A 12,830-nucleotide genomic window follows, 5' to 3' on the forward strand; every position below is an offset into this window, starting at 1 on the left:
GTCGTGAACATTAGGCTTTAGTTAAACGTATCAAACCACCTCGTCAAAAATTCTATCGAATTTTCGCCACCCCTCCAAAGGAGGGTAATTAAAAAGGGTAAAACAAATCAATCCTCAGTCACCACTGCATCACGTTCTCCGTCTTCTTTTTTTCCTTCTTCAATAATTTCCTCAGCTTCGGCGATTTCTTCAGAATCTGCCTGTTCTACACGCTCTTCCTGATCATCATTATGATGGTCGATGAAAAATTCACAATATACAGGAAGATGATCTGAACCAAAGTTTTCCAATGTTTTTAAATCTTTAATGAAAATATCTTCACTGTGGAACATCAGATCAATCGGAAATCTTAATAAACGAGATTTTGCATGAAATGTAGATACAAAAGCATGACCCTCTCTCGGGTCAATTAAGTGACTTGTTTTTCTGAAAAGGATAGATGATTTTGACCACGCTACATTATTAAAATCTCCAACTACTATCACAGGCTTTGTGAAGTCTTTCACACGTTTTGCAACACTCAAAAGATCACCGTCTCTTTCTTTTGAGGTTTCTTCTTCGGTCGGACTTGGAGGTGGCGGATGTACACCAAAAAAGACAAATTCAAAACCGTCTTCAGTTTTCAAATGTGCTTCAATGCTTGGGATATCATCAGCTACAAAATAATGAGTTTTTGCATCATCCACTTTAAGCTTAGAATAAAAGTGCATTCCGTAGGTATTCTCAAGCGTTACTTTATGGTGGTAAGGATAGTCTTTTTCCAAAACCTTTAAAGCATTCTCCCAATCTCCGTTGCTTTCCATCGTTAAAAAGACATCAGGTTGATGTTTTTTTATAAGATCAATAAATTTGTGATAATCTTTATTAAATTGGTAAACATTTGCAGAAATAAAATGGTGTTTTTTAGATGAGTTTTTTGTTTGTTGATGCCTTTTTACCTTGTAAAACTTAGTGTATTTAATCAACGTAAAGCCGTGATAAATAATCATGGCCAGTAACAAACCTTGAACGTACCAGAAATATTCGGTTTTTTCGATGATGAATCCCAAAGAAAAAGTAACAATGGTAAAATAAGTGATCTGAATTTTACCAAAATCGGGAAAGCGAAAAATCCAATGCGGACTTGGAATTTTTGGTAATACCGTTAAAATCAGTAATAAAGCACTTAAAATAAGGTAAGTTTCCCACATATTTCTTAAAATAAACGAATAAAAGTAAGATATTTTCAGGTAATTTCGTGCCAGTCTGTATTTAAAATTTGTTAATAAAGCTGAGTTGAATCATATATTACCCTTAGTGCATTATAGAATTAGAGATATTTTAATATTATTCATTTGATGCTTCGTATCCTGTATAAATTGATGTTATGAATACTTTCTGTGGAAATATCAAGCTTTGAAGTATGCTTGAAACGGAATGTTGTAAATGTAATGTGTTGGTAATGAATTAATTATTTATTTTTCATATTGGGAATAACCTTTTTTATAATGCGCCACGAGTTTTCATATGAATTAAATTCTATTAATGGTGAGTAATATCATGATCATTTTCAACTTAAAGGAGCCGACAAAGCTTTATATTTGACTAATAATTCCAATAAACTTAGTGGACTATGATTCTCAGTTACATTCAAAGTTTTAAAATATTTTCAGACAAAGAAATTGAAGATTTTGCCCAACTGATTGAGACCCGAAAACTGTTGAAAAATGAATATTTTGTACAGGAAAATGACAGCTGTAAAGAAATCGCCTTTGTTCAGAACGGAATATTCCGCACTTTTTATACAACTGCGGACGGTAAAGATATAACCTACTGTTTCAGGTTTCCCAATGAGTTTGTGGCTTCCTATTCTTCGTTTATTTCAGGAAAACCCAGCAAAGAAACTATACAGGCAATTGCAGATGCAGACATTTTTGTACTCAATAAAGATAAAGTGGAAGCTCTTTTCCACGAAAACCCAAAATGGATTCTTTTTCTGAAAATAATAGCAGAGCAGGAATATATGGAACTGGAAGAACGGTATTTTCAGCTTCAGAGAAATAATGCCTCGCAGAGATATGAGAAGCTTCTGAAGAACCAGCCGAATTTCATTCAACAGATTCCGCTTCAGTATCTGGCTACATATTTGGGAATTACCCAACGACATTTAAGCCGTCTCAGAAAAGACATTTCTTTTTAGACATTTGTCCTGTGTCCGGAGTGTGTGTTCCTGTAGTTTTGTGAAAAAATAAAACAAGATGGGTTCAAATATTTTAATTGTCGGAGGAAAAGGAATAGTTGGAAAAACGATACACAGGATTCTGCGCTCCAGAAATCAAGAGTATAAAATATATATCGGCAGCCGGAAAGAAGAGACTACGGAATATGATGTAATGATTGATGTCAATAAGCCTGAAACTTTCAAGGCGATCGTAGACAGAAATATTGATCTTATCATTCTTGCCGTCAATGATAAAGACGATCATATTCTCAAGTTTGCTATTCATAACGGTGTTGACTACATTGACATAACAAAACCGACACCTGATCTTGTAAAAGCTCTAGCTATAGCAGAAACTACTCAGAATATCAACAGCAGAATCGTATTCAGTTCAGGATGGATGGGAGGACTCGTCAGCGGACTTATGAATATTCTATCTCATAATCCCGAAAATATCAGGGAAGTAAAATTGTATGTATACTATTCTGTAAAGGATCTGGCAGGAGAAAGCTCTGCTCATTTTATGGCTGAGAATGTGGCCAGACCATTTATCAGGTATCAGAATAACAGGCAGATACATGTAAGACATTTTCTGAATTCTGAAGATTTTAAGTTTTCTTTCGGAATCGGAAAGCGACAGGCTTATAACTTTGATGTTCCAGATCTTTACATTTTAAATCAGATTGAAAAAATACCTACAATCAACATTAAAATGACTTATGATTCAAAATTCATCACCTGGCTTTTAGGAACATTCCAAAAATTAAGGATTTTCAGTATTTTATCATTAAAGGCACGTCGGGTCATTTTCGGTTCGAGTGGAAATGGAGACCAGTCTGTATTTGAAATTGTAATCAAAGATGATCAGGGAGAAAAAAAACTAAGTCTTCAAAGCAAAAAAGGACAGGCTGAGCTTACGGCGCTCGCGGCTGTTTTGCATGCTGAAATGCTACTTCATGGCGATTTTAAAAACAAAATATATTTTGCCCATCAACTTCATGATCCTAAAAAACTTTATCAGTCATTGGCTGAATATGAAGGTATAACTATTGAAACAAGAATATGAAAAATATACTGATCATCAACGGTCACCCCAACCGTGAATCTTTCAATTTTGGCATTATGAATGCCTATAGAGAAGGTGCAGAAAAAGCGGGCGCAATGGTTCAACAGATTATTATTGCAGATCTTCAGTTTGATCCGAATTTAAAATATGGCTATCAGAAAAGAACAGATCTTGAACCTGACCTACTTGAAGCCTGGGACAAAATTCTTTGGGCAGACCACCTCGTATGGGTGCATCCTGTTTGGTGGGGCGGTTTTCCGGCTATAATGAAAGGATTTATAGACAGACTTTTTCTTCCCGGATTGGCTTTCAAATACCGGGAGAACTCTGTTTGGTGGGATAAACTGCTTGCAGGGAAAACAGCACATATTATAACAACAATGGATCAACCGGGATGGTATTACCGAATGTTTTTTGGTCGTCCGAGTATTAACCAGCTCAAGAAATCAATATTGGAATTTTGCGGCGTGAAGCCTGTAAAAGTGACCATTGTCGGAATTATTAAAACTTCAGACGAAAAACAACGCAGAAAGTGGATGGATAAAGTGAGAATATCAGGAATGAAACTGAAATAATTTGAATTGCTGTTTTATTTACTGTATTGTTCCCAAATTTTTGTTTTCTGCTGTCGATTTGTAAAGACTTTTTTATAAATTGCCATTGATTGTCAGAAATGTTGTAGAATAATTTTTCATTTAACTTAATTAATATTACCAAAAAGTTATGAAAGATAATAAGACAAAATGCTGACAATCAATTTGCTATATTTATTTTCTTTAATGGAAATATTCTCTGCGAATTTTACCATTTAATTTTAAAAAAGGCTCTAAAATTTAAAACTAAATCATGAGAAAAATCTTTATCGTTCTATTATTTTTAAGTTCGTTTTGTTTCGCCCAAAAAACTGACGATGATGCAGTTAAGCAAACCATAGAAAAGCTTTTCATAGGAATGAAAAATGCTGATACTATAATGATAAAATCTGTTTTTGCAGACGATGCAATTCTGCAAACTATTACAAAAAATAATAATGTAAAAACGGATAAAGTTCAAGATTTTGTAAATTCAATATCTAAGCTATCAAAGAATGATGCAGACGAGAAGATTAAATTTGAAGCTATTCACATTGATGGAAGTCTGGCGAGTGTTTTTACGCCTTATGAATTTTATTTCAAAGGAAAATTTTCCCACTGTGGAGCCAATAGTTTTCAGTTGGTCAAACAAAATGATGTCTGGAAAATTCAATATTTAATCGATACACGAAGAACAAACTGTAATAAATAATTTTAAAAATGAAAATTCATCATATTGCCATTATCTGCTCAGATTACAAAGTTTCAAAAAAGTTTTATACCGAAATTTTAGGTTTAAATATTATCCGTGAAGTGTATCGTGAGGAAAGACAATCTTACAAACTTGATTTGGCCATCGGAGAACATTATATTATTGAATTATTTTCATTTCCCAATCCACCACAACGACCTTCAAGACCGGAATCTTGTGGTTTGAGACATTTGGCTTTCTCTGTTGAGAATGTGAAGGAAAAGCGTGAAGAATTAATTCAGAAAGGATTAAGCTGTGAAGAAATCCGTATCGATGAATTTACCGGAAAAGAGTTTTTCTTTACGCAGGATCCTGATCAGCTTCCATTAGAATTTTATGAAAATTAAATTTAAAAAAAGACTTTGATCAATCATCATTGATAATCAGTGTGCATATCCGGTAATAAAACTGATCACCATAATGATTAAAACAATTGAAGAAATAATAACATAAGTGTAATCTTTCTCTTTCAGATAACCGATTAAAGCGAATATAATTCTCATCAAAGGCGTGAAAATCAACATCAGAATTCCCAATTGTATAATGGCCATACCTTCACCTTTGCAAAGCGTTTCCCAGAAATGACTCCAGACTTTTTCTGAAGATGTTCCCATGTCGAGAAGCTTGTATTTTCGGGGCATTTTAAAGCCTTCCATGAAAAGTTTAACAAAACCAATCAATGAAGTAATAACCGATAAAATAACGCCCAGGCGAAGGAGATTTCCAACAGAACGGTTCAAGTCTACGTCAGTGAAATGCTTTCTCATGAGAAGTTGCTTCTAATTCCGTTATACATCATATACACTGAAAGAATCGTAATCACGATGGCAAAAAATGTCTTTAGCTTCTTCGTTTTTGAAACCATTAAAGTTTTAGATCCGATGAAACTTCCAACAACAACGCCTACCAAAACAGGAGCTACAATTACAGGAATAATTTCACCTCTCTGGAAATAAATCAGTGAACTTGCAACGGCAGTTACGCCAATCATAAAGTTACTTGTCGTGGTAGAAACCTTGAACGGCAACCTCATCATGTTATCCATTGCCAAAACTTTCAAAGCGCCGGAACCAATTCCTAAAAGTCCGGACATTGCGCCCGCAAACATCATCATAAAAAAACCGGGAACGGTATTTCTTGCTGAATAACTTTTTAGAATTCCTTTGTCTGGAAAAGTTCCATAGAGTTTTAATTTATCTTCTAAAGACCCTTTAATTCTGGGTTCCTGATGATCAGGCTTTCCTTTAAGATTTAAGATAACGGTAAGCAAAAGTATACTTGCGAAGATAATTCCGATCGTATTAGGATTCAGCATTCCGGAAACCAAAGCACCAACAATGGCACCGGCAGTCGTGGCAATCTCCAGAAACATCCCGATTCTCATATTGGTAAAGCCTTCTTTTACAAAAGCTACGGCAGCTCCGGAAGAAGTTCCGATTACCGAAATCAGTGAAGCTCCGATTGCATAATGCATCGGCACGCCAAAACCCAGCGTCAGTAAAGGGATGATGATAACACCTCCTCCTAAACCGGTAAGTGAACCCAAAAGACCTGCTGAGATAGCGCCAAGAAAAAGAATAATAATCTCCGACATGCTACAAATATAAAACTATTGCGGTTTTCAGGCAAACATTAACTCAAGATTATTTTTTGCCGTATTTTTGCAAAAATAAAATTCAAAATGAAGTTATTTTATGTCATTCTGGGAGCAACTCCCAAAGGCAGGAATATTGAGCAGCACGATGTGTTTTTTGGTATCGCAGAAAACCTGAAAGATTTGGTTCCCGATATAAAAGATTTCTGGAAAGAAGCCGACGGGAAAATTCATATAGATTGTTATCAGGAAGTGAAGTTTGCAGATGGTTTTGAGGTGAAAATTGTCGAAAAGGGGCAGGCGTTTTCAGAAAATCAATTGTATTTTATCAATTTAGGCGGATATAAAAAAGGTTATTTTGAAGAATTTCACGAGCAGCATTTAATGGTCGGAACTTCAATGGCTGAGATTGTAAAAAAGCCAAACAAACTGAGTTTTATAAAACGATGGGTTTTGAAGGTGCAGTAAGTCATATCGATGATAAGCATGGGGTTGATATTGATGATATTTTTAACGTGAATGATATCCTTCCGGAAAAAATGAAAGAAAAGTATTCGATTGTTTTAGCTAAATCTGAGGAAGAAAATCAGAAAAATCTAATGGGATTGGGGTATTTGAAAATTGACAAGATTCAATAAATTTAAATCTAATAAAAAATAAAAAATAAAAAATAAAAAATGAAAATAGGAATTTTAGGAGGCGGACAGCTCGGCAGAATGTTGATTCAGGAAGCACTGAAGTATGATGATGAATTTTACACTTTAGATCCGGCTTCAGATGCGCCTTGTCACAATATTTCATATTTTACACAAGGAAGTTTCAATGATTATGAAACCGTTTTAGATTTCGGGAAAGATAAAGATGTTGTTACGATTGAAATCGAACACGTCAATGCAGATGCTTTGGCAGAACTTGAAAATCAAGGGGTGAAAGTGGTTCCGAATGCTCAGATTATTAAAACCATTCAGCAAAAAATTCTCCAGAAGGAATTCTATAAAGAACATAATATTCCAAGTCCGGATTTTGAAATTATGGACGGAAGTTCAGACGAAATAAAGATCGCTTTCCCATTTGTACAGAAACTCAATACCGGCGGTTACGACGGAAAAGGTGTACAGATTATCCATTCTTCAGAAGATTTGAGAAATCTGTGGACGGAAGATTCAGTTCTGGAAAATCTGGTCGATATTGATAAAGAACTTTCTGTGATTGTTGCCATCAATGAAAACGGAGAAACCAAAACCTTCCCCGTAACAGAAATGGTTGCCGATCCGAAATTAAACTTGCTTGATTTTAATATCTGTCCGGTTTTTTTAAGTGAAGAGATTGAAAATCAGATTGATTCAATTACAGAGAAATTTTTGAATGCTGTCAATTCTCCGGGATTGTTTGCCATTGAATTGTTTTTAGACAAAGAAGGAAAAGTCTGGGTGAATGAAACGGCTCCGAGATTGCACAATTCTGGACATCAAAGTCAAGAAGGGAATGCCAATTCCCAGTTCGAACAAATGTATCGCGTAGTGAAAAACTTACCTTTAGCCGATACTGATGCCATTATTTATAGTGGAATGCTGAATTTGGTCGGTGCAGAAGGCTTTTCCGGGAAAGTAATTTATGAAGGAATGGAAGAGGTTTTAAAGCTTCCTGAAACATATATTCACCTTTACGGAAAGACGGAAACCAAACCCGGAAGAAAAATGGGGCACATCAATGTTCTGGCAGATTCCAGAGAAGAGCTGATGGAGAAATTGGTGGAAGTGAAAGCGATGGTGAGAGTGATTGCTTAAGATTTTTAAAATATATTGAGAAAGACTGCCCAAAAGCAGTCTTTTCTTATTTTGATACTATTTTAGGAAAATCAATGGTCCATTTTCTTTCCTGTGAATTCCATAGTAAATAAGGCCCGTCGAAGCCATCGATATAAACTAACTCATAATTTCCGTTTTGGTCTTTCGTATAAACTGGTTTTTCTACATTATCCTTTTGTAAACCTAATTTTTCTAATGTCTGCCAATCATTTACTTCAGGAAGTTTCCCATTACTTTTCTTGTAATCATCAATTTTCTCAATCAATTCAGTTCCAAATTTGATGTCAGATTTTCTGGTAACTTCTATAGGAAGATTCCAATAAACGGCTATTGATATGATAGAGAGAATGATTATTAAGATGGAGATGATGAGTGCTTTTTTCATGCTGTTTTTATTATTTGGTTGAAAAGGCTTTGCGCGAAATTTTCTTTAAAACTACTTAAAAATCTTCATAATCACATTCCCGATTTCCATAAAATCATCATGATTTCCTACTGAACGTCTTTCAATACTTTCCTGCTTAAATTCTGAATAAGGGAAAATCAAGAGATAATTGTTATCATGAAGTCTTCCGTTCAAAAGCTCGGGAATCATTCTCATTCTTGGAAGATAAGATTGCATTCCTCTTTTCGCCATAAAAATAATCAGACCTTCATCTTCTTTAATTTGAGCTGCTGTTTCTTCGCCGTCTTTCCATGTATTCATAATGATAAATTCAGCTTCAATATTGGCTTTTTTAATGATTTTCTGTAAAATATTGAGAATATTTTCTGGAGCATAAAAGACAATCGTGGCACCCGAATTCCTTGCAATATTCCAAACACGAACGAGCGCGTGAAAAAATCCTGCTTCTTTATGTGCGTTTTCAGGAATCATTACTGCGTATTTTTTAATGGTAGAAAGTGGTTGGGCAGCATGATAAACGAAAACATTCACATCATCATTCTGCAGATATCCGTTGTACAGATTATGTGCAAACGAAGTGGAAAAGCCTTTTTCATCTTCCAATCCGATAATTAAATCTGTAATTTTCTGTTCTTTGATCACATTGTTTACGCCGTTGATTACGTCGTTATCGTACCTTTTCAAAGCCTGCAGTTTCACGTCAGCCGAAGCTGCAGTATCAGTTGCCTGATGCAGAAGTTTTTCAGCATTTTTTACGGAAGATTCATTTTTATCTTCATTAATGACATTTAAAGCAAAAAAATCTTCAATATTGGAATGGGCTTTAATCAAAATTCCCAAATTAACCATTCTTTCTACCGTTTTTTCATAATTTAAAGCTAAAAGAATGTTTTCCTCCTCATGATTATTCCCTGAAACGGTGTCTTCCTGGTCGCTTTCAGCAATTTTCTGTGCGCTCGACATGGATACGAAAGAAGAAACGGTACATGAAATTAAAATCAATAAAATACTTCCGTTCAGAACGTGTTCGTTTAATAATCTCACAGGTTCACCGGTTTCACTTTCAGAAAGAATAATGTTGTAACCAACCATTACAGCTGCCAAAGTTGCGGCTGCAGAGGCAGAACTTAATCCAAAAATTAATTTCCCTTCTTCTCTTGTTAGTTTAAATGTTTTTTGGGTTGCCACCGCCGAGACATATTTCCCAACAATCGAGGCCACCAACATCACGGCTGCGACTTCGAGTGTTTCCCAGCTTTTGAAAAATACTTTAAAATCAATCAGCATTCCTACGCTGATCAGGAAAAAAGGAATGAAGATGGCGTTTCCGACAAATTCAACACGGTTCATCAGTGAAGAAGTATGAGGAATAAGTCTGTTTAATGCCAAACCTGCAAAGAATGCTCCGATAATCGCTTCTACACCTGCCAATTCTGCCAATAACGCAGCAAGATATATCATTACCAATACAAAAATATACTGCGAAATTTTATCATCCACTTTTTTGAAAAACCATCTTCCAATTATCGGAAAAACCAGTAAAACAATCAGTCCGAAAACAATAAATGAAACCGAAAGTTTTACCCAAAAAGCTGTTCCCACATCACCTTGTGACATTCCGACAATAATAGCTAAAACCAAAAGGGCTAGAACATCCGTAATCATCGTTCCGCCGACTGTGATGTTGACAGACAGGTTTTTTGCAATTCCTAATTTGCTTACTAACGGATAAGCGATGAGTGTATGTGAAGAAAATAAACTTGCAAAAAGTACAGAAGTCAGTACAGAGAAATTTAAAATATAATGACCTCCCAAAAATCCTAAAACAAAGGGTACAATAAAAGTATAGAGTCCGAATGTGAGACTTTTCCATTTGTTTTTCTTGAAATCTCCCATGTCGATTTCGAGTCCGGCGAGAAACATGATATAAAGTAGTCCCGTAGTTCCTGTAACAACTATGCTGCTGTCTCTTGCCAAAACATTAAATCCGTTGGGACCAATGATGGCTCCGGCGATAATCAACCCTAAAAGATGGGGAACTTTAATTTTGTTCAGTAAAAGTGGCGCCGCTAAAATTATAATCAAAACCAGCAAAAATTTCAGAACAGGGTCTTCAAAGGGAAGGCTAAGGTTGTGTATGCTTAAAATCATATGTGTTTATTTTGAAAGACGTGTCAGTTCCACAGAAAACTTTGCCGTACATTTGTTATCAACGCTTACGGTACGTGTTCCCCGAATTTTGTTTGCTGATATTTCATTTAAAAGAACATTCATTTCTACGTTTTTCTCGGCGGTAGAATCTGTTTTGTAATTCAGCTTAACTTCATTATTTTCAAATTTTCCGGAATATAATCTGACCAATTTATTGTTGTTCACAATTTTAGAAAATAATTGAGTAGAATCGCTGTCAAATTCCCAGGTGTCAATTCGTTGATCTCCAATGACGTAGTCGCTACAAGAAGATTCTGTACAGATAACTTTACCTGTCCATTCTCCTAGAATTTCTACAGGCCATTTTTGTACGGTTTCTACAGAATTTTTTTACTGAAAATACTGTCTCTCAGTTTGATAAGAGATTGGTATTCAGATTCTTTTTTTGCGAATAGTTTTTCTTTTTCTAAAAGTACATTTTCACGGTCAGTAAGTTGCTGATTTTTTTCTTTATCATCACAGCTTTGGAAAATTGCAAATAGAACGAGAAATATAAAGGGAGATTTTTTTGTCATAATGCACGAATTATTCTAAAAATATAGGCAAAAATTGTGACAAAGAAAAATGAATGAACGTTTTTTAGAAGAGAATTTTTATGCTTTTGTAGGAATATTTTGTGTGAAATTATTCTTCAACTCTCTTTCTTTTAAAGAGTTCAGGATTATAATTGGTAATGAAAACTCCTAGAATAATTAAAACGGCTGCAATGATAAATTTAGCCGAAATTGTTTCATTTAAAATCAACCAACTTAGAAATATGGAAATAATGGTGTTGATGTAGGCTAAAATGGAGACCTGCACCGGAGAAATTTTAGTCAGCGCATAATGGAAAGCAAAAAATGCAGCGACAGAACCGAAAACTGCCAAATATAGCGTAGCAGAAATACTAACTGCACTCCAATTTTCAAAATTGTAATTTTCTGAGAAAAGAAAGGCGAAAATAAGCTGAATAATTCCTGCAAACATAAATTGGTAGAAAAGATTCAGGGTGATATTTTTGCTTTGAAGATTTAATTTTTTAGTGAAAATAGTTCCTGAAGCCCATCCTAAAATTGCCACAAAAAGGAAAATAATTCCCATCAGATAATCGGGATTTGCCAAATCGTTCAAGCCGTCCCAAAAAATAAAAAGTATCCCGCTGAAACAAAGAATAATCCCTATTAAAGCCCGAAAACTGAATTTTTGTAAACCAATTGCAACACTTCCAAGAAAAACCACAATGGGCGAACAGGCACTCATTAAAGATGCCAAACTACTTGTCACAGATTCTTCCGCAACAGTGGTCATTCCGTTGGCGATGATGAGCATTAATGTAGAAAATATTAATTGATATTTCAAGTTTTTCCAGCCTATCCATTTGAATTCCTTTCGGTAGAGTAGGATCATCAACATAATAATTCCTGCCAAAAGCTGACGAATTCCCGCAACAAACCAAGCCGGAATAGTTTCTACTGCCACACGAATGGATAAAAAAGTGGTTCCCCACACGATAGCGACAGTTAGAATAGCAAAAGTAAGTTTGTAATTTTTCAATGGAGTGGGGGAAATCAAATGACAAAGATATTTATTTTAGAATGAAAAATAGACCAATTTCACTTATTCACTTGCGAAGCAAAATTCACTTTTCACCTTCTTTAAAATCCTTATCTTTGAAGCATCTAATAAAATTGAAGAAATGGTAGGAATTATCATGGGAAGTCAGAGCGACTTGCCAATCATGGAACTGGCAGCAAATTTTTTGAAAAGTTTAGACATTCCTTACGAGCTGACTGTAGTTTCGGCACACAGAACTCCCGAAAGAATGTTTGATTATGCTAAACACGCTAAGAAAAGAGGGTTGAAAGTTATCATTGCAGGAGCTGGTGGAGCAGCCCATCTTCCAGGAATGGTGGCTAGCTGTACGACTTTACCCGTAATCGGAGTTCCTATTTTATCAAGCAATTCTATTGATGGCTGGGATTCTGTTTTATCAATTCTTCAAATGCCGGGCGGAATTCCCGTAGCGACTGTAGCTTTGAATGGTGCTTTAAATGCCGGAATTTTAGCTGCGAAAATATTAGGAACGGGTGATGAAAAGGTTGCAGAAAAGCTTCAGATTTATCAGGATACTTTGAAAGATAAGGTTTTAGGAACGGTAGATGACATCAAAGCTAAACATCCTAATTTGTATGATTTGTAAAGATTCAGATTTAAAATAAAATAAATGCCTCGTGATTTTGCGA

15 protein-coding genes and 1 pseudogene are annotated in these 12,830 nt (G+C 35.2%); 8 read left to right on the forward strand and 8 right to left on the reverse strand.

The features are described 5' to 3' along the window. Positions 1-107: 107 nt before the first annotated feature. Positions 108-1,190: an endonuclease/exonuclease/phosphatase family protein gene (locus tag EAG08_RS16340; RefSeq protein WP_129536363.1), complete on the reverse strand. Its 1,083-nt coding sequence runs from the start codon at positions 1,188-1,190 to the stop codon at positions 108-110. Positions 1,191-1,612: 422 nt separating this feature from the next. Between EAG08_RS16340 and EAG08_RS16345 the strand changes: the two genes are divergently transcribed. The 5 genes from EAG08_RS16345 (at position 1,613) to EAG08_RS16365 (ending at position 4,936) form a co-directional block, all read left to right on the forward strand. After that, a complete protein-coding gene (locus EAG08_RS16345) occupies positions 1,613-2,179 on the forward strand; it encodes a Crp/Fnr family transcriptional regulator (RefSeq protein WP_129536364.1) in 567 nt (188 codons plus the stop codon). A 58-nt stretch (positions 2,180-2,237) separates the two neighbouring features. Continuing rightward, positions 2,238-3,266, forward strand: coding sequence for a saccharopine dehydrogenase (locus EAG08_RS16350; protein ID WP_129536365.1), 1,029 nt, complete (start codon positions 2,238-2,240; stop codon positions 3,264-3,266). Further along, positions 3,263-3,841, forward strand: a complete 579-nt coding sequence (locus EAG08_RS16355) for an NAD(P)H-dependent oxidoreductase (protein ID WP_129536366.1) — start codon at positions 3,263-3,265, stop codon at positions 3,839-3,841. Before EAG08_RS16350 ends, EAG08_RS16355 begins: the two co-directional genes overlap by 4 nt. 271 nt (positions 3,842-4,112) lie before the next feature. Continuing rightward, on the forward strand, positions 4,113-4,550 hold the full coding sequence (locus tag EAG08_RS16360) for a nuclear transport factor 2 family protein (RefSeq protein WP_129536367.1): 438 nt from the start codon (positions 4,113-4,115) through the stop codon (positions 4,548-4,550). A gap of 8 nt (positions 4,551-4,558) precedes the next feature. Next, on the forward strand, positions 4,559-4,936 hold the full coding sequence (locus EAG08_RS16365; RefSeq protein WP_129536368.1) for a VOC family protein: 378 nt from the start codon (positions 4,559-4,561) through the stop codon (positions 4,934-4,936). A gap of 36 nt (positions 4,937-4,972) precedes the next feature. Here the strand turns inward: EAG08_RS16365 and EAG08_RS16370 are convergent, their stop codons facing one another. Together EAG08_RS16370 and EAG08_RS16375 are read right to left on the reverse strand one after the other, a co-directional pair. After that, entirely contained in the window at positions 4,973-5,356 is a 384-nt protein-coding gene (locus tag EAG08_RS16370; RefSeq protein ID WP_129536369.1) for a DUF1634 domain-containing protein, read from the reverse strand. Continuing rightward, positions 5,353-6,183 carry a sulfite exporter TauE/SafE family protein gene (locus EAG08_RS16375; RefSeq protein WP_076450442.1) on the reverse strand — a complete coding sequence of 277 codons (831 nt, stop codon included), beginning with the start codon at positions 6,181-6,183 and terminating at the stop codon, positions 5,353-5,355. The genes EAG08_RS16370 and EAG08_RS16375 overlap by 4 nt, the downstream gene beginning before the upstream one ends. A gap of 87 nt (positions 6,184-6,270) precedes the next feature. On the opposite strand from EAG08_RS16375, the pseudogene EAG08_RS16380 reads away from it, so the two are divergent. Together EAG08_RS16380 and EAG08_RS16385 are read left to right on the forward strand one after the other, a co-directional pair. Further along, positions 6,271-6,821, forward strand: a pseudogene (locus EAG08_RS16380) (DUF1543 domain-containing protein). A gap of 39 nt (positions 6,822-6,860) precedes the next feature. Beyond that, a complete protein-coding gene (locus EAG08_RS16385) occupies positions 6,861-7,970 on the forward strand; it encodes a 5-(carboxyamino)imidazole ribonucleotide synthase (protein WP_129536370.1) in 1,110 nt (369 codons plus the stop codon). A gap of 46 nt (positions 7,971-8,016) precedes the next feature. Here EAG08_RS16385 and EAG08_RS16390 read toward each other — a convergent pair whose 3' ends face one another. The 5 genes from EAG08_RS16390 to EAG08_RS16405 form a co-directional block, all read right to left on the reverse strand. After that, complete coding sequence (locus tag EAG08_RS16390; RefSeq protein ID WP_129536371.1) at positions 8,017-8,376, reverse strand: hypothetical protein; 360 nt, start codon at positions 8,374-8,376, stop codon at positions 8,017-8,019. Positions 8,377-8,427: 51 nt separating this feature from the next. Further along, the gene (locus EAG08_RS16395; RefSeq protein ID WP_129536372.1) at positions 8,428-10,548 is read right to left on the reverse strand and encodes a cation:proton antiporter; all 2,121 of its coding nucleotides are present in this window, start codon (positions 10,546-10,548) and stop codon (positions 8,428-8,430) included. A 6-nt stretch (positions 10,549-10,554) separates the two neighbouring features. Then, positions 10,555-10,773: a hypothetical protein gene (locus EAG08_RS22285; RefSeq protein ID WP_228446607.1), complete on the reverse strand. Its 219-nt coding sequence runs from the start codon at positions 10,771-10,773 to the stop codon at positions 10,555-10,557. A gap of 152 nt (positions 10,774-10,925) precedes the next feature. Further along, a complete protein-coding gene (locus tag EAG08_RS22290; RefSeq protein WP_228446608.1) occupies positions 10,926-11,123 on the reverse strand; it encodes a hypothetical protein in 198 nt (65 codons plus the stop codon). 109 nt (positions 11,124-11,232) lie between these two features. Then, positions 11,233-12,141 (reverse strand): DMT family transporter, encoded by a 909-nt coding sequence (locus tag EAG08_RS16405; RefSeq protein WP_129536373.1) that lies wholly within the window; start codon positions 12,139-12,141, stop codon positions 11,233-11,235. Positions 12,142-12,283: 142 nt separating this feature from the next. Here EAG08_RS16405 and purE point away from each other — a divergent pair, with 142 nt between their 5' ends. After that, entirely contained in the window at positions 12,284-12,787 is a 504-nt protein-coding gene (gene purE / locus EAG08_RS16410; protein WP_129536374.1) for a 5-(carboxyamino)imidazole ribonucleotide mutase, read from the forward strand. Positions 12,788-12,830 lie beyond the last annotated feature (43 nt).

This window comes from Chryseobacterium sp. 3008163, from assembly GCF_003669035.1.
Lineage (GTDB): Bacteria > Bacteroidota > Bacteroidia > Flavobacteriales > Weeksellaceae > Chryseobacterium.